The sequence below is a fragment of the Collinsella aerofaciens genome (assembly GCF_015554145.1).
GTDB lineage: Bacteria > Actinomycetota > Coriobacteriia > Coriobacteriales > Coriobacteriaceae > Collinsella > Collinsella aerofaciens_AA.
Window position 1 is genome coordinate 1 of record NZ_JADNHZ010000032.1, and the last position, 17,429, is coordinate 17,429.

The 17,429-nt window shown below is 61.1% G+C and carries 16 protein-coding genes; 9 read left to right on the forward strand and 7 right to left on the reverse strand.

Annotation, left to right across the window (positions count from 1 at the left end; all coding sequences use genetic code 11):
* Positions 1-127: 127 nt before the first annotated feature.
* The 6 genes from I2E13_RS10235 to I2E13_RS10260 form a co-directional block, all read right to left on the reverse strand.
* The gene (locus I2E13_RS10235) at positions 128-922 is read right to left on the reverse strand and encodes an ABC transporter ATP-binding protein (protein ID WP_117647628.1); all 795 of its coding nucleotides are present in this window, start codon (positions 920-922) and stop codon (positions 128-130) included.
* Positions 915-1,838 (reverse strand): ABC transporter permease, encoded by a 924-nt coding sequence (locus tag I2E13_RS10240; protein WP_195405032.1) that lies wholly within the window; start codon positions 1,836-1,838, stop codon positions 915-917. Before I2E13_RS10240 ends, I2E13_RS10235 begins: the two co-directional genes overlap by 8 nt.
* A 204-nt stretch (positions 1,839-2,042) precedes the next feature.
* Positions 2,043-3,023, reverse strand: a complete 981-nt coding sequence (locus tag I2E13_RS10245; protein WP_195405033.1) for an ABC transporter substrate-binding protein — start codon at positions 3,021-3,023, stop codon at positions 2,043-2,045.
* Between the two features lie 159 nt (positions 3,024-3,182).
* A complete protein-coding gene (locus tag I2E13_RS10250; RefSeq protein WP_089572510.1) occupies positions 3,183-3,968 on the reverse strand; it encodes a hypothetical protein in 786 nt (261 codons plus the stop codon).
* A gap of 249 nt (positions 3,969-4,217) precedes the next feature.
* Complete coding sequence (gene asnS / locus I2E13_RS10255; protein WP_271817646.1) at positions 4,218-5,621, reverse strand: asparagine--tRNA ligase; 1,404 nt, start codon at positions 5,619-5,621, stop codon at positions 4,218-4,220.
* Between the two features lie 181 nt (positions 5,622-5,802).
* On the reverse strand, positions 5,803-6,366 hold the full coding sequence (locus tag I2E13_RS10260; protein WP_229057941.1) for a PTS sugar transporter subunit IIA: 564 nt from the start codon (positions 6,364-6,366) through the stop codon (positions 5,803-5,805).
* 243 nt (positions 6,367-6,609) lie between these two features.
* Here I2E13_RS10260 and I2E13_RS10265 point away from each other — a divergent pair, with 243 nt between their 5' ends.
* The 6 genes from I2E13_RS10265 (at position 6,610) to I2E13_RS10290 (ending at position 13,774) form a co-directional block, all read left to right on the forward strand.
* Positions 6,610-7,509, forward strand: coding sequence for an alpha/beta hydrolase (locus tag I2E13_RS10265; protein ID WP_118934831.1), 900 nt, complete (start codon positions 6,610-6,612; stop codon positions 7,507-7,509).
* Positions 7,510-7,556: 47 nt separating this feature from the next.
* Positions 7,557-7,877: a hypothetical protein gene (locus tag I2E13_RS10270; protein WP_195405034.1), complete on the forward strand. Its 321-nt coding sequence runs from the start codon at positions 7,557-7,559 to the stop codon at positions 7,875-7,877.
* Between the two features lie 121 nt (positions 7,878-7,998).
* Positions 7,999-10,359 (forward strand): ferrous iron transport protein B, encoded by a 2,361-nt coding sequence (gene feoB, locus I2E13_RS10275; RefSeq protein ID WP_195405035.1) that lies wholly within the window; start codon positions 7,999-8,001, stop codon positions 10,357-10,359.
* A 120-nt stretch (positions 10,360-10,479) separates the two neighbouring features.
* The gene (locus I2E13_RS10280; RefSeq protein WP_195405036.1) at positions 10,480-11,676 is read left to right on the forward strand and encodes an MFS transporter; all 1,197 of its coding nucleotides are present in this window, start codon (positions 10,480-10,482) and stop codon (positions 11,674-11,676) included.
* 154 nt (positions 11,677-11,830) lie between these two features.
* The gene (locus I2E13_RS10285; RefSeq protein WP_195405037.1) at positions 11,831-13,207 is read left to right on the forward strand and encodes an alpha-amylase family glycosyl hydrolase; all 1,377 of its coding nucleotides are present in this window, start codon (positions 11,831-11,833) and stop codon (positions 13,205-13,207) included.
* 3 nt (positions 13,208-13,210) lie between these two features.
* Entirely contained in the window at positions 13,211-13,774 is a 564-nt protein-coding gene (locus I2E13_RS10290) for a uracil-DNA glycosylase family protein (RefSeq protein WP_195405038.1), read from the forward strand.
* A gap of 1 nt (position 13,775) precedes the next feature.
* On the opposite strand, the gene I2E13_RS10295 is transcribed toward I2E13_RS10290, so the two are convergent.
* On the reverse strand, positions 13,776-14,435 hold the full coding sequence (locus tag I2E13_RS10295) for a hypothetical protein (RefSeq protein WP_195405039.1): 660 nt from the start codon (positions 14,433-14,435) through the stop codon (positions 13,776-13,778).
* A 93-nt stretch (positions 14,436-14,528) separates the two neighbouring features.
* On the opposite strand from I2E13_RS10295, the gene I2E13_RS10300 reads away from it, so the two are divergent.
* The 3 genes from I2E13_RS10300 to rplL all read left to right on the forward strand — a co-directional run bounded on the left by I2E13_RS10300 (position 14,529) and on the right by rplL (position 17,173).
* Positions 14,529-15,665, forward strand: a complete 1,137-nt coding sequence (locus I2E13_RS10300) for a pyridoxal phosphate-dependent aminotransferase (RefSeq protein WP_195405040.1) — start codon at positions 14,529-14,531, stop codon at positions 15,663-15,665.
* Positions 15,666-16,171: 506 nt separating this feature from the next.
* Entirely contained in the window at positions 16,172-16,693 is a 522-nt protein-coding gene (gene rplJ / locus I2E13_RS10305) for a 50S ribosomal protein L10 (RefSeq protein ID WP_117639559.1), read from the forward strand.
* A 102-nt stretch (positions 16,694-16,795) separates the two neighbouring features.
* Positions 16,796-17,173 (forward strand): 50S ribosomal protein L7/L12, encoded by a 378-nt coding sequence (gene rplL, locus I2E13_RS10310; RefSeq protein WP_006235005.1) that lies wholly within the window; start codon positions 16,796-16,798, stop codon positions 17,171-17,173.
* Positions 17,174-17,429 lie beyond the last annotated feature (256 nt).

The window sequence follows — 17,429 nt, forward strand, 5'->3', positions numbered from 1 at the left end:
CGCGCCTTTAGACGCGAGCCCGGGGCCCGTGGGTTATACCCTAAGAGCAAACCACCCTTTTTAAGGGTGGTTCTGATGTTTGCGCAGATAAAACCTGCCAAAATAAACCTGTCCCTTTTTGGTAGGTTTAGCTCAGCAGCATGCGGTCGTTGGCGAGCTCGCCGCCCGAGACCTCCTCAAACTTCTGCAGCAGGTCGGCCACGGTGAGCGACTTCTTCTCGTCGCCGGCCACGTCGTAGATCACATGGCCCTCGTGCATCATGATCAGACGGTTGCCCAGACGGATGGCGTCGTTCATGTTGTGCGTGACCATGAGCGTGGTCAGGCGGTTCTCGTCGACGATCTCCTCGGTCAGGCTGAGCACCTTAGAGGCCGTCTTGGGGTCGAGGGCCGCCGTGTGCTCGTCGAGCAGCAGCAGGCGCGGCTTGGTGAGCGTGGCCATCAGCAGGGTGAGTGCCTGACGCTGGCCGCCCGAGAGCAGGCCGACCTTGGCGTTGAGGCGTGTGTCCAGGCCAAGGTCCAGACGCTTGAGCAGCTCAACGTACTCGTCCTTCTCGGCCTTGGTGACGCCCCACGAAAGGCCGCGACGCTGGCCGCGGCGCTTGGCGAGGGCCAGGTTCTCGGCGATCTGCATGTCGGCAGCGGTACCGCGCATGGGGTCCTGGAACACGCGGCCCAGGTACTTGGCGCGCTGCGACTCGCTCAGACGCGAGATATCGGTGCCGTCGAGCTCGATGACACCCGAATCGAGCGGATACACGCCGGCAATCATGTTGAGCAGCGTGGACTTGCCGGCGCCGTTGCCGCCGATCACGGTTACAAAGTCGCCGTCGTTAAGGGTGAGGTCGACGCCGGTAAGGGCGCGCTTCTCGGTGACGGTGCCCTTGTTAAAGGTCTTTTTGACGTGCGAGAGCTTAAGCATCTGCCTCATCTCCCCTCGTGTAGGAGCTGCGGAGCTTGTAACGCTCCCAAACCACAGGTACGCACAGGGCAACGGCGACGATTACGGCGGAGAGCAGCTTCATGTCGTTGGCGTCCATGCCCAGTTGCAGCACGATAGCGCGGATAAGGAAGTAGACCACGGAGCCAAAGACAGCGGAGGCCAGACGGACGGAGAACTGCGTGAGGCCGCCGGGCAGCAGACGACCGAGTACCTCGCCGATGACGATGGCGGCAAGGCCGATAACGATGGCGCCGGTGCCCATACCAATGTCGGCATACTTTTGGCTCTGGCAGATAAGTGCGCCAGAGAGGCCGATGAGGGCGTTGGAGAGCACGAGGGCGATCATCTTGGTGGAGTTGGTGTTGACGCCCAGGGCGCGGATCATGTACTCGTTGTTGCCGGTGGCGCGCAGTCCGGAGCCGATCTCGGTGTCAAAGAACCAGTACAGGATGGCGACGATGGCCACGGCCAGCACAATGCCCAAGATAATGGCAACGGTGGACTGCGGCAGGCCGGTCATGTTGCTGACGGACGAGAAGATGGTGCCCTTGGCGAGGATGGGCGTGTTGGACTTGCCCATGATGCGCAGGTTGATGGACCACAGGCTGATCTGCGTTAGGATTCCGGCAAGGATTGCGGGGATCTCAAAGACGGTGGTCAGGATGCCCGTGACGGCACCGGCGATGGCACCGGCGCACATGCCGGCAAGCACGGCGAGCAGCGGGTCGACGTTATTGTTGACGATGAGTACGGCACAGACACAGCCGCCGAGGGCAAAGCTGCCGTCGCAGGTCATATCGGGGATGTCGAGCAGGCGGAACGTGATAAACACGCCAAGCACCATAATGCCCCAGAGGACGCCCTGCGAAACGGCGCCCTGCAATGCAATGAGCATGCTTCATACCTCCTAGGATAGGGTGGACACGTGATTTTCCATAATAGCGGTACCAATGCATAAAAGAGCTGCGGACGGATGTTTTGTCTCATCCGAAACAAGCAGGGCGAACGCCGGTCTTTAGCGTTCGCCCCAAGGACTCAGATATTGAATAACGCGGCTGTGGCGCGCGTGCGGGCCCTAGACGCGTTACCGCGCATGGCGCTACTCGTCCAGAGCGGAAAGGTCGATGCCCAGGGCCTCGGCCATCTCGTCGTTCTTGACGACGACCAGGTCCTTGCTCGAGAGGTGCTTGATCGGCATATCCTCGGGCTTGGCCTCGCCCTTCAGGATCTTAACGGCCATCTCGCCCGCGGCGTAGCCCAGGTCCTTATAGTTGATGGAGAGGGTGAACAGGCCGCCGGCCATGCACATACCCTCCTCGCCGGTCACGAAGGGGAGCTTATTCTCCTTGCAGATCTGGCCCACCTGCGAGGCACCCGCGGCAATCGTGTTGTCGGTGGGGGAGTACAGCGCGTCGACCTTGCCCACGGCGGACTCGACGACGGACTGAATCTCGTTGGAGCTCGAGACGGTGAAGTCGGTGTACTCCAGGTCCAGCTTGTCGAGTTCCTTCTTGGCGGCCTTGATCTGGACGTCGGAGTTGGACTCAGCGGTGCAGTAGAGCAAGCCGACCTTCTTAACGTCGGGCAGGACCTTCTGCATCATCTCGAGCTGCTCGGCGACCGGGGTGAGGTCGGAGGCGCCCGTGACGTTGGTGCCGGGCTTGTCGTTGTCCTGGACCAGGCCGGAGGCGGCGTAGTCGGTGATGGCGCAGCCCACGATGGGGATATCGGCCGTGGCGCCGGCGGCAGCCTGCGCGGCGGGCGTGGCGATGGCATAAATCAGGTTGACGTTGTCGCCCACAAACTTGTCGGCAATGGACTTACACGTGGACTGGTCGTTCTGGGCGTTCTTCTGGTCGATCTTGACCTTAAGGCCGCTCTCCTTGATGGCCTTGACAAAGCCGTCGTTGGCGGCATCGAGTGCGGAGTGCTCGGTGAGTTGCAGAACGCCGATGGTGTGGTCGGAACCGGCGGCAGCAGAGCCGGAACCAGAGTTGCCGCCGCATCCGGCGAGCGGGGCGAGCGCGAGCAGACCGGCGGAGACCAGAAGGCTCCTGCGGCTGATGGTGATGTCCTTCATATCATTACCCCCAGTATAAAAATGGCTGGAAACACTGCACTGGGACAAAGTGCAAGTGGAACTATAGTAGCGCTGATGTCCATTTTTACAACAGCCTGGCGGGTTTTTAATACAGAATCGGATGGGCGGTACGGGTAGTCGAATGGGCGGCGGAGGGTCTTATGCGGCGGAGGAGGCATCGTCCTCGTCCAGGACGGCGAAGAGCTTCTTGCCGTCAAGGAGACGTGTGGTGACGTTTCTCATGCGGCCGATCTCAACGGTACGCAGCGTGTCGTCGGCGCCTCGCGCGTCATAGACCGTTCCCAGCAAATACGAGATGCCGTCTCGTTGCTTGATAGCAAAGGGCCGGAGTGTCATCCGCGCCACTTCGACCTCTCCGCGTGCCGTGACACTCGAAATATCAAAACTCACCGTGGTTCCGTGGTCGATGGCCTGCTCGATGAGCTCGCAGGCATCGATGCGCTTGACGGGCGTGCGTGTGGCCTTGGTGGATTTGTCGCCTGCGCTTGGAGCAGGCTCGGGTGCATCGAGGTAGCCGCGAACGTCGGCACTCGCCATGGCGACCAGGTGCTGCGCTATGCTCTTTCGAATGGCGATGGGCGTGGAGCGGTTGCGCATGACCATGCCGTGGAGCCGGATGATCTCTTCGTCGGTGAGCGGACGGGTCAAGAGTCGATAGCCCACGCCGCGCTTGTACTCAATTTCGTATCCGGCATGGCGAAGTGCGGAGATGGCGGTGTAGATGCTGCGCCGCGCCGCCGAGATGGGCATGCGGGCGGGGTCGTCGGGATGGGCGAGACGCCGGATCAACTCATCGGAAAGCATGGCCTTGTCCTCGCCGGTGTTTTCGCTTAATAGTTGCAGGATGCGAACGGCGCGATAGGCTGCCATCGAGGCGGCGCCCCTCGTCGTGGTCTCGTAAGTTTCAACAGCGGTTTCGGTCATGGCGTCCACGTCCTTTCCGTTTTGGGTGGCGACGGTATGGAGCCTAGGGCGCGGGGCTTTCCCAGGGGCGCAGAGCACTCTGGGCGGTCGGTAGTCGTCGGCAAGCGGCGGGTCGAGTTTTCAACAGCCCTGCTCAACTGACCAAAATCTTGCCAAAAGCTTGACGGATACTGTTGAAAAAAGCGCCCCTCGGCTTGCCGAGAGGCGCTGGCGTGATGCGCTGGAACGCGTTTGGTGGCGCTGTGGCGATTAGAAGTCGGCGTTGCCCACGGTGCGCGGGTGCGGCAGGACGTCGCGGATGTTGCCCACGCCGGTCAGATACATGACCAAGCGCTCGAAGCCCAAGCCGTAGCCGGCGTGCTTGCAGGAACCGTAGCGGCGCAGGTCAAGGTAGTACTTGTACTGCTCGGGATTCATGCCCAGGTCCTTGATGCGGGCCTCGAGCAGATCCAGGCGCTCCTCGCGCTGGGAGCCGCCGATAATCTCGCCGATACCGGGAACCAGGCAGTCGGCGGCGGCGACGGTCTTGCCGTCCTCGTTCATGCGCATGTAGAACGCCTTGATCTCGGCCGGGTAGTCGGTCACAAAAGTCGGTCGCTTAAAGTGCTCCTCGGTCAGGAAGCGCTCGTGCTCGGTCTGCAGGTCGATGCCCCAGCTCACGGGATAGTCAAACTTGTGACCGGCAGCGACGGCCTGCTCCAGGATTTCGACGGCCTCGGTATAGGTGACGCGGGCAAAGTCGGAGTTTGCCACGTGGTCCAGGCGCTCGAGCAGACCCTTGTCCACAAACTTGTTGAGCATATTGAGCTCGTCGGGGCAGGTGGCCATAACGTCCTTAAGGACGTACTTGAGCATGGCCTCGGCGTTATCCATGTAGTCGTTCAGATCGGCAAAGGCCATCTCGGGTTCGATCATCCAAAACTCGGCGGCGTGGCGCGTAGTGTTGGAGTTCTCGGCACGGAAGGTGGGGCCAAAGGTGTACACGTCGCCAAAGGCCATGGCAAAGTTCTCGGCATTGAGCTGGCCGGACACGGTGAGACTTGCATGCTTGCCAAAGAAGTCCTGGCTCCAGTCGACCTCGCCGGACTCGGCGAGGGGCGGATTTTTGGGGTCGAGCGTGGTCACGCGGAACATCTCGCCGGCGCCCTCGCAGTCACTCGTGGTGATGATGGGGGTGTTGACGTAGACAAAGCCCCGCTCCTGGAAGAAGCGGTGGATGGCGGCAGCCGCGACAGAACGGATGCGGAACACGGCGCGGAACAGGTTGGTGCGCGGGCGCAGGTGCTGCTGGGTGCGCAGGAACTCGACGGTTGCGCGCTTCTTCTGCAGCGGGTAATCCGGGGCGCTGACGCCCTCGACCTCGATGGAAGTGGCAGAAAGCTCGAAAGGCTGGGGCGCATCGGGGGTCAGCTTGACGGTGCCGGTGCAAATGAGTGCGGCCGAGACGTTTTGATGGGCGATCTCGTCGTAGTTGTCGAGTGCCTCGCGGTTCATGACGACCTGCAGGTCGCGGAAGCAGCTGCCGTCGTTGAGCGTAACAAAGCCAAAGTTCTTCATGTCGCGGATGGACTTGACCCAGCCGGCGACGGTGACGGTCTGGCCGCCAAGCGACTCGGCATCGGCGTAAAGCTGCGCGATTTTGGTGCGGTTCACGTATCCTCCCATAACGGTTGAATGATAGTTATCCATACAGTTCGATATTCTAGCAGCTCGGCTCATTTGGGCTATACGGATAAGGCATTGGCGGGATGGTTTTTCAAACGAAAAGCGCCTGCGGCCAAATGGTCGCGGGCGCTTGACGAGGTGCCTTTTGGCTGTGTGGCGCGGGGCCTGGCTACTTGGTCTTGGCTACCAGCAGCGGGTCGCCAAGCTTGACGAGCGGGTTGCCGCCGATAAGCGTGCCGGACTCGCCGACATGGTCGATGCTCTTAAGACGATCGAGCTCGGAGACGATGACGGTCACGATGTCCTCGTGACCGGCGGCCTTGATGGCCTCGCGGTCGAAACTGATGAGCGGCTGGCCTGCCTTGACCGTGTCACCCATCTCGACAAAGCGGGCAAAACCTTTGCCGTTCATTTCCACGGTGCCCAGGCCAACATGGATGAACACGCGAAGACCGTCCTCGGTGATCATGCCGATGGAGTGGTTGGTGACGGTGGTGGCGCCGATGCGGCCGTTGGCGGGCGCATAGATGGTGCCGGTAATGGGCTCGATGCCGTAGCCCTGACCGAGCATACCCGAGGCGATGGTCTCATCGGGAACCTCATCGAGGTTGACGAGCACGCCGTTGACGGGGGCGTAGATGACGCCTTCGCGGGTGGCGAAGCTTGCTGCGGGCGGAACGGATGCCTCGCCCGTCGAGGTGAAGGTGGACTTAAGCGAATCGAGCAGACCCATAGTTGCCTCCAACTTAAATAGGCGCATATCGCGCGCTTGGTTTGCCGGAAACGTTTCATATGTGTTTCGCGGCTTGGTCAACGCCCCTATTTTACGCTGCTCAACGATACCTCTGAACTGGGATTATGTGATATATCAGTTGAAGGGAAACTTATTGCTGGAGTGTTTCTTCGCCACGGGCTCAAGTGGGGTACGCTTAGACGCGAAAAACAAGGGCGCATAATCTGCGCGAAGGGAGCACATATGATTGTCGAGAACCATGCGCTGTGGGGCGAGGAGCCGACCGAGGAGTATCCGGCGACGTTTACGTATTTGGGTGCCGAGCCGCTGCCCGATAAGCCGAATGGCCGCCGCCCTGCCGTGATTATCTGCGGCGGAGGTGCGTTTACGCATATCGCTCCGCATGAGCAGGATCCCGTGGCGTTTGCGTTTTTGGACCGCGGCTACCAGGCCTTTGTGCTCAACTATGTGACAAGTGGCACGGGCGACGTGAGCTTTCCTCACCCGCAGGCAGACCTTGCCAAGATGGTCGCCACGGTTCGCGCCAACGCCGACGAGTGGCATGTCGATCCCAAGCGCGTGTGCGTCGTGGGCTTCTCGGCAGGCGGCATGATCTGCGCTTCGCTGGCAACGCAATGGAAGACTGGTCCCTTCGCGGCGCTTGCCGGGTCGCGTCCGGACGACATTCGTCCCGATGCCGTGGTGCTGGGCTATCCGCTGCTCGACTTTGCCTATGTGCGCGACATGCAGACGCGCGACCCGCGCATCGACCTGCGCGTTCCCAAGACGGGTGGCAAGACGGGGCGCGATTTGCTCAACGACTATCTGTCGATGGTGACGGGCGGTGAGGCGACCGACGAGCACCTGGCCGACATCTGCCCCACCACGCATGTTTCGCGTCAGATGCCGCCGACCTTTGTGTGGGGCGTGTCCGACGACAAGACGGCGCCGATCGCGCAGGTCTATCCGTTTGCGCAGCGCATGGCCGAGGAGGGCGTCGCTTGCGAGATGCACGTCTTTGACCAAGGTGGTCACGGGCTTTCGCTCGGCAACGCCAACACCGCGGTCGATAACGAGGACAAGCAGGTGGCGGTCCGTCCTTGGATCCGCCTGGCCTTCCGTTTCCTGGAGCGCCATATGTAAAAGTAGACTACTTGCCCGTTTCAAAAAGTCTGCTTAGAGGAGGAGCCATGCTTGAGGGTACGTATGTGGTTTCGGCCCAGACGCTGGTGGGGAGTAAACGCGGCGAGGTGACGTTTTCACATGGGGTGAACGGCGTGCTCAGGGCAGTACTAAACGTCAGGGGTCTCAATATCGCTCTCTCGAGTGCCCGCGCTGAGGGCGATTTCTTTGAGCTCTCGGGTACTATCTCCCACGTCTTGATGGGCAAGGCGCCCTTTACATGCACGGGGTCAGTCGAGGGTGATCGACTCACTGCTACCGCGCGGTCGGGTTCCGTTTCGATCTCGCTGAGCGGTATGCGCAAAGAGCTTTCGGGGCGCACCGCATAAAGTTTGCGCAGGTAAACATCGGTATTTGACTTTATAAAATAGTTCAGAGCGCTATCATTTGTCGTTACGAGTTGGTTAGCCCCGGTAAACGGTTAACCGCGTCTAACGAAAGGATGAGCGCGTGAAGCTCGATACACTCGAGATTGGAAAGGACGCCGTTGTCGCATCGGTGGCATCCGATGATCAGGCGCTCCGACAGCATATTTTGGACATGGGCCTAACGCCGGGCACCGAAGTCACCATGATGAAATACGCCCCTATGGGAGATCCGCTCGAGATCCGTCTGCGTGGCTACGAGTTGACACTGCGCAAGGACGATGCCGCCCGCATTGAGCTCGTGGGCATTCACGATACCGATATGGGTCCGCGCGCTAACGCTGCAATCGGCACGACGGAGCATCCGGCACTCGGCGAGGGGACGTATTCGCCCCGTGCGGCAAAAACGGCCGTGCCCGAGGACGCACCGCTGCACTTTGCCCTCGCCGGCAACCAAAACTGCGGTAAGACCACGCTGTTCAACCAGCTGACGGGCTCCAACCAGCACGTCGGTAACTTTCCCGGCGTGACGGTCGACCGCAAGGACGGCACTATCCGTAACCACCCCGAGGCGAGCGTTACCGACCTGCCCGGCATTTACTCCCTGTCGCCGTACACGGGCGAGGAGATTGTGAGCCGCCAGTTTATCCTTGACGAGCATCCCGATGCCATCATCGATATCATCGACGCCACCAACATCGAGCGCAATCTGTACCTGACGCTGCAGCTTATGGAGCTCGATCGCCCCATGGTCATCGCGCTCAACATGATGGACGAGGTGACCGCCAACGGTGGCGCCGTAGACGTCAACCTGCTCGAGAGCCTGTTGGGCGTGCCTGTTGTCCCCATTAGCGCTGCCCGCAACGAGGGTATCGGCGAGCTGGTGGATCATGCCTTGCACGTGGCGCGGTTCCGCGAGCGCCCCGGCCGCCTGGACTTCTGCGCGCCCGATGGTCCAGACGGCGGCGCGCTGCATCGCTGCATTCACGGCATCGCCAACCTTATCGAGGACCATGCCGCGACGGCGCATATCCCGGTGCGTTTTGCGGCGACCAAGCTGGTTGAGGGCGACGAGCTGGTGACCGAGGCGCTTCATCTGGACCGTAACGAACTTGACGCCATCGAGCACATCATTGCCCAGATGGAGGGTGAGGCCGGTACCGACCGTCTATCTGCACTGGCTGACATGCGCTTCGGCTTTATCGGCGACGTGTGTGGGCGCTGCGTCGTCAAGCCGCACGAGAGCCGCGAGCACGTGCGTTCCGTCAAGATCGACCGCATCCTGACGGGTCGCTACACGGCCATTCCAGCGTTCCTGGTGATCATGGGTCTCGTCTTTTGGCTGACGTTTGGCGTGATCGGCGCGGCGCTGCAGGGACTTATGGAGGACGGCATCGCTGCCATCATCGCCTCGGCCGATGCGGGCCTCAAGGCGTTCGGCACCAACGACGTGGTGCGCTCGCTGGCTGTCGACGGCGTGCTTACGGGCGTGGGCAGCGTGCTGACCTTCCTGCCGATTATCGTCGTGCTCTTTTTGTTCCTCTCCATTCTGGAAGACTCCGGCTACATGGCGCGCGTGGCCTTTGTCATGCATAAAGTGCTGCGTCGCTTTGGCCTGTCGGGCCGCAGCTTCGTGCCTATGCTCGTCGGTTTTGGTTGCACCGTGCCGGCCATCATGTCAACCCGCACGCTCCCATCCGAGCACGACCGCAAGATGACTGTCATGCTCACGCCGTTCATGAGCTGCTCGGCCAAGTTGCCGGTCTACGGTCTGCTGTGCGGGGCGTTTTTCCCGCAGGCGACAGTTCCCGCCATGGTCTCGCTCTATCTGATCGGCATTGCGGTTGGCTGTATCGCGGCTTTGGTGCTCAACCGCACGGCATTTAAGGGCGACCCGGTGCCGTTTATCATGGAGCTTCCCAACTATCGCCTGCCAAGCGTCAAGACGACGGTGATGCTGGCATGGGATAAGGCCAAGGACTTTATTACCAAGGCCTTTACCATTATCTTTGCCGCTACGGTGGTCATCTGGTTCCTGCAGACGTTCGACATCCGCTTTAATGTGGTCGCCGATCAGTCGCAGAGTCTGCTTGCCGGTCTGGGTAGCATCATCGCGCCGGTGTTGGCCCCGCTCGGCTTCGGCGACTGGCGCGCCTCGACGGCGCTCGTCACCGGACTTATCGCCAAGGAGAGCGTCATTTCGACCCTCACGGTGCTTTTGGGCGCAACGTCGCCCGCGGTGCTGTCAACCATGTTTTCGCCGTTTACCGCTTACGTGTTCCTGGTCTTTACGCTGCTGTACCCGCCCTGCGTGGCGTCCATCGGTGCCGTCAAGAGCGAGCTGGGCGCGCGCTATGCCGTTGCCGTGTTCGCGTTTCAGGTGACGGTCGCCTGGATCGTGGCGTTTGTCGTGCATTCGGCGGGCATATTGCTGGGGTTGGCTTAGCTATTTATTGACGGCGCAACCCCTGTGTATTGAGTTGATTGCGGCCCCGTATCTGTACTGACGGATGCGGGGCCGTTGCTATATAATCGCCTCCGCTCAAAATGATTGGAGACGTTATATATGAGTCAGGCAAGACAAGATGGCATCTCACTCAAGCAGTGGCTCCCTCTTATCGGGCTCGCCTGTTGTGCGTTCGTGTTCAACACGTCGGAGTTTATGCCCATCGGCCTGCTGACCGATATCGCCGCGTCGTTCTCGCTCACCGAGGCCCAGGCCGGCATCATGATCTCGGTCTACGCCTGGGGCGTCATGCTGCTGTCGCTGCCACTCATGGTGTTTGCCTCGCGCTTTGAGTTCAAGCGTATGCTGCTCGGCGTGCTTGCCGTGTTCTCGCTGGGTCAGTTCCTGTCCGCCGTGGCGCCTACCTATCCTATTTTGGTTTGCGCGCGTCTGGTGGTCGCCTGCGCGCATGCCGTGTTCTGGTCGGTCGCCTCGATCATGGCCTCGCGCCTGGTTGACAGTCGCCACGGGGCGCTCGCCATTAGCATGATCGCCACGGGCTCGTCCATCGCGCAGATCTTTGGCCTGCCGATCGGCCGCGCCATCGGGCTGGCCGTGGGCTGGCGCATGACATTCGCCGTGGTCGGGGCCCTCTCAGCTGTCGCGGTCGTCTACCAGGCCGCGGTGTTCCCGGCCATGCCGGTGGGCGAGCGCTTTACCGTTAAGCAGCTGCCCGAGCTGCTCAAGAATCCGTTCCTCATCGCGCTTTATGCGGTCACGGTGTTCATGGCAACCGGCTATTATGCGGGTTACAGCTATATCGAGCCGTTCCTGGCGCAGGTCGCGCACGTCGACGCAAGCGCTATTACCATGACCCTGACGGCGTTTGGCTGCTCCGGTCTGCTCGGAAGCTGGCTGTTTGGCCGCCTGTTCGATGGGCATCGCTTCCCGTTCTTGGCTATCACGCTCTCCGGCGTGCCGGTGGCTCTGCTGCTCATGGGTTCGGTCGCATCGTCGCTCGTAGCAGTGCTTGCCGTCTGCGCGCTATGGGGCTGCTGCTCCACAGCCTTTAACGTGGCGTTCCAGGCCGAGCTCATCAAGTACACGCCGGCGGATTCGTCGGCCGTCGCCATGTCGATCTTCTCGGGCCTGTTTAACCTCGGTATCGGCACGGGCACCGCAATCGGCGGCGCCGTGGTTTCGGGTCCCGGTATCGCTTGGATTGGCTTCGCGGGCGGGGCGATTACCGTCGTGGGCGTCATCCTTGCCATCACCGTACTGTTCCCAGCCATACGCCGCGCAAAGCCCGTCGCCTAATCACGTCCCCTCATCAGTTGCGGTGAAATACGGACTGCTGGGCCCAATAAACCCGGAAAACAGTCCGTATTTCACCGCAACTTATTTTGGGGGAGGGGATGCGCGGCGGGCATACAATGGATGGCGTTGCGTAAAAGATTGCCGGGAGGTTGTTATGTGGGCTTACGAGACGACGTTCTATCAGATCTATCCGCTGGGCTTTTGCGGAGCTCCGCGTGAGAATGCCGCGCCCGTTGCCGAGGATGAACTTTCCCAGGCTGCCATCCCCGCGCCCAACCCCGATGCCCCCATCATGAAAATCGCCCAATGGGCCGACTACCTGCAGGAACTCGGTATTGGCGCCGTGCTCATCAACCCTCCGCTCGAGTCCGATAGCCATGGCTACGATACGCGCAGCCTGCGCCATATCGACCGCCGCTTGGGTGGGGATGCCGACTTTGCCGCCGTGTGTGAGACGCTGCATGCCCATGGCATTCGCGTGGTGCTCGATGCCGTCTTTAACCATGTGGGCCGCGGCTTCTGGGCATTCCGCGACGTGCAGGAGCGCAAGTGGGACTCGTCCTACAAGGACTGGTTCCACATCAGTTTTGACGACGATTCCTGCTATGGCGACGGCTTTTGGTACGAGGGCTGGGAGGGCCATTTTGAGCTTGTGAAGCTCAACCTGCAAAATCCCGCCGTGGTCGATTACCTGCTTGAGTCCGTGCGTCGCTGGGCCGAAGTCTTTGGCGTCGACGGCCTGCGCCTGGACGTCGCCTATATGCTCGACCGCGACTTTATGCGCCGCCTACACGCCTTTGCCCGTGAGCTCAAGCCCGACTTCGTGCTGATCGGCGAGACGCTCCACGGCGACTACAACCAGATTGTCAACGACGAGATGCTCGACTCCTGCACCAACTACGAGTGCTACAAGGGCCTGTACTCCAGCTTTAACTCGGTCAACATGTTCGAGATCGCCCACTCGCTGCACCGCCAGTTTGGCGGCGATCCGTGGTGCATCTACCGCGGCAAGCATCTGCTGTCGTTTGTCGACAACCACGATGTGCCGCGCCTGGCGAGTATCCTCACCGACAAGTCGTGCCTGCGTCCCGCCTATGGCATGCTCTTTGGCATGCCGGGCATCCCGTGCGTCTACTATGGCAGCGAGTGGGGAATTGCCGGCGAAAAGGGCGGCCCCGATGGCGATTGGGCGCTGCGTCCTGCGCTCGATGAGCCAGCGCCCAACGAGCTGTCGGCTTTCATCAAGCAGCTCGCGCACCTGCGCTCGACAGGCGGTGCGGCGGCACGCGCTCTCAACTACGGCGCGTACCGCAACGTGGTGATCCAGAACAAGCAACTGTTGTTTGAGCGCGCCTGCGACGACGCGACGGTGCTCGTGGCGGTGAACGCCGTGGATGAGCCTTACACCTTTGGCGCCGGCGAGCTCAACGGCTCCTTTGTCGATCTGCTTGCTGACGGTGCGCCCACGGTCGAGCTGACGAGCTCCCTCGAGCTTGCACCCTACGAGGTGCGCTATCTGCTGAGGGCCTAGCTCGTGGCCGCGCCGGACGAGGGCTATCAACATATTGAGCATGGGTTTGAACCCGTGTTTGACGAGCGCTCGCGCGTTTTGGTGCTGGGGTCGTTTCCCTCGGTGCTCTCGCGTGCCAATGCCTTCTACTATGGCAATCCGCAGAACCGCTTTTGGCGCGTGATGGCCGCGTGCCTCGGAGTGCCTGTGCCGCCCAACGAGGGCGACCCTTTGGCGGACAGCGAGCCCGCGACGCTCGACGCCTCAATTGCCTCCAAGCGATCCATGCTGCTGAACGGCGGCGTGGCTCTGTGGGATGTGATCGAGAGCTGTGACATTAAGGGCTCGAGCGACGCGAGCATTCGTAACGTTGTGCCGACACATATCGAGTGCATTACCGACGCAGCTCCCATTGAGCAGGTGATATGCAACGGTGGTACGGCTGGCCGGCTCTACAAGCGCTATCTACAAGAACGCACCGGGCTGCCCGCCATCGTCCTGCCCTCGACAAGTCCTGCCAATGCGGCTTGGCGTCTGGAGCGCCTTGTCGAGCGCTGGCGCGAGGCAGTTGACTGGGCTGCTCTCTAATTTAGATATTTGATTGAGCATGGGCGCCGAGGCGTTTGATGGTGGCATGCCAAATTGGCGCGGGCAGCGCGGGCTTGGCGCGCACCATACCGTCGGTATCGACGCTACCGGCATTGCCGCCGCCAAGCAGCTGCGCATGCTCAATGGAGCAGCCCATGCGCACAGCGCCCACAAGCTTATCCATCGCTTCCGAAAACGGTCGCCGCAAGAGTCCCATGCGCGGGGAATGGCGAAGCGCTGCGATGCCGCTGCCGGCGCAGATGACAACGCCGCCACACCACAATTGGCCCTGGCGCTCGCATGCCTTGTGCAGACGAACGGCGGCCCCACGCGCCTGCTCAGCGCCCTCTTGTGCGGCTCGAATCACGGCATAGACACGCGTTCCCGTACCGCCAAAGCGATCGAGTATCTGCTCGACAGCGATCATGGCCTCATCGTCAAATGCATCGTCAACAGCGAGCACCATGCCATCGACTGCACCGGCATCATCCGCCTCCAAATCGACCGGGTGGGGGAGCGCGGTGCCAGAAAGCTGAGCATAGGCGGCGATGGCATCCTGCAGGTCCCAGAGCAAAAAATCAAGATCGGCGCTATTGGGAATACTGATATACGCAATGGTGTGCAGTGTTTTTGGTAAGTCGCCGCGCGCGGTCGTCTCCATGCCATCTCCTTTCCGGCTCGTTTCCGTTTAGGTTACACCGTCTGGTGGCGCCCCGCCGCGCTATCCTAGTGCAACCCTTACGAAAGGAACGCCATGCGTCTGCCCATGAATACCTCGCTTGCCACGCTCAAGCCCTCCGGTATCCGCCGGATTAACGCGCTCGCCGCCCAGCATCCGGGGTGTATCGCGCTCGCGCTCGGCGAGCCCGATTTTCCCACGCCCGATGTGATTAGCGCCGAGGTGACCGCCGCGCTGGACCGCGGTGACACGCACTATCCGCCCAACAACGGTCGCCCCGCCCTGCGTGATGCACTGTCCGAATATATGGATGACGCGGGCCTGGCGTTTTCCGCCGATGAGGTCATCCTGACCGACGGCGCGACCGAGGCACTGTCGGCAACATTTATGGCCATGCTCAACCCCGGCGACGAGGTCATCATCCCCACGCCGGCCTTTGGCCTGTACGAGAGCATCGTCGTGGCCAATCACGCCAAGGCTGTCTTTTTGGATACGGAGCCTGCGCAATTCCAGATTGACGAGGATGCGCTTCGCGCCTGTGTGACCCCGGCGACCAAGGCCATCGTCATCTGCTCGCCCAACAATCCCACGGGTTGCATCCTCGACACGGCATCGCTCGACGCCGTGGCGCGCGTGGCAGAGCAGGCGGGCATATACGTAGTCTGCGACGACGTGTACAACCGTCTGGTCTACGTGGACGGCTACGAGCGCTTTGCCCAGCGACACCCGGAGCTGCGCGAGCAGACGGTCGTCATCGAGAGCTTCTCCAAGCCCTGGGCCATGACCGGCTGGCGCCTGGGTTGGCTCGCGGCAGCGGCACCCGTCATCGCCGAGATCGCAAAAGCTCACCAATACCTAGTATCGAGCGCCGTCTCCTTCGAGATGGACGCCGCAGCCCGAGCCCTGACCGTCGACCCAACCTCCATGCTCAAAGTCTACCGAGCCCGCCGCGAGCGCGTACTCGCAGCCTTAGACGCCATGGATCTCGACGTAGTGGAACCAGCCGGCGCCTTCTACGCCTTCCCCAGCATTAAACAGTACGGCCTGACAAGCGAAGACTTCTGCATCAAAGCCATCAAAGAGGCCAACGTAGCCCTAGTCCCCGGAAACTGCTTCGGCACCGAAGGCTACATCCGCCTCAGCTACTGCGTCTCCGACAAAGATCTGGACGAAGGCCTCCGCCGCCTGTCCACCTTCGTTTCAACTCTGTAGCCCAACGGGACCCAAAATCATCAGCCCACCGACTTAAGGCTTATGAGTGGGGGTGCCGGCCAACGGGAAACCGGGCTGCCCCAAAGTCACCGCAGGCCGCGCCGCCGAAGGCCAGGCGCAAGGTTTTCGTAGATTCCGCACGAGCCGAAGAGCACTTAATGTGCTCTTCGTGCGAGCCCAGGACCTGACCGAGCGAAAACCTTGCGCCTGGCCTTCGGCGGCGCGGCCGGATGGTGGAATTGTGTGCAGCCCGGTTTCCCGTTGACCGACGCCGGGGTCCCCGCCATAATACTTTCGGTTCACGCACGAATCCGCTGCCAGAGACAGCCGGTGCAAACGGGCATCGCCCGCGAGCTTAATGGGATATCCCGCCAGCCGAGGTGGTCGAGTAGATATGTCTTCTCGCCCCCGTCGCTCATGCAGCGCGGGGGCTTTCTTTTTGGACATGCCCCCGTCACGTCCTTGTGGCGGACCGTGCCCGGAAAGAATTCGAGGAGGTGTAATTCATGCCCCAGCAGTACAAAATCGACAAGGTTGCAGAGATCGAGTCCCGTATCGCCGAGAACGCCGGTCTGTTCGTCGTCAACTACAACGGTCTGACGGTTAAGCAGGCTCAGGAGCTGCGTCATCAGCTTCGCGAGTGCGGCGCCGAGATGAAGGTCTACAAGAACAACCTGGTCAAGATCGCTCTCAAGAACCAGGAGCAGCCCGAGATCGACGATATCCTCGCCGGCCCCGTCGCTTATGTGTTCTACGAGACCGAGCCGGTCGAGGCCGCTAAGGCCCTTAAGGACTTCTCCGCTAAGTCCAAGGGCGTCCTTGAGATCAAGGGCGGTATCTCCGACGGCAAGGCCGTTTCCGCCGATGATGTTAAGGCTATCGCCGAGCTGCCCACCAAGGATCAGCTTCTCGGCCAGATCGCCGGTCTCATCTCCGGTTTCGCTCGCGACATCGCTGTCTGCGTCAACGGCGTTTCCTCTGGTCTCGCTCGTTCGATCCAGCAGGTCTCCGAGCAGAAGGCAGCCTAGTTGCTGTTTTCACCCGCGGCGGCAACGCCGCACCCCTGGCGCATTCGCGCCGTGTTTTAACTGATCTCCGTGCATCCGCACGGAAACCGAAAGGACTTAGAAATGGCTAAGCTTACCACCGATGAGATCATCGATGCTCTTAAGGAAATGACCCTTCTCGAGGCTTCCGAGCTCGTTAAGGCTATCGAGGACACCTTCGGCGTTTCCGCCGCTGCTCCTGCTGCTGTTGTCGCCGCTCCCGCTGCTGGCGCTGCTGAGGCCGAGGAGAAGACCGAGTTTGACGTCGTGCTCGAGGGCTTCGGCGACAACAAGATCCAGGTCATCAAGGCCGTCCGTGAGCTCACCAACCTTGGCCTGAAGGAGGCCAAGGAGGTCGTCGAGGGCGCTCCCAAGGCTGTTCTCGAGGGTGCCAAGAAGGAGGACGCCGAGGCTGCCAAGGAGAAGCTCGAGGCTGCTGGCGCTGCTGTCACCCTCAAGTAATCAGGCTTTCTCGCCAGATTCCTTTGCAGACGGGGTTCGCATTGCGAGCCCCGTCTTTTTTGTTTTTCGGTCCCTCGGCATCGGTTGCTCAAACTGCCATGTTCTGTGATTTGCGTCGTATCGGGTGCCCTGCCGTTGGGCAATAAAATTGCACCATTCGAGCAATAATTTGCGTTGACGGTTGATTTTCAATCTCAGCGCAACAGCCTGAACGGACCCCGCGTTTCCGCAGCTAGCGCAACGCGGAAATAGCCCC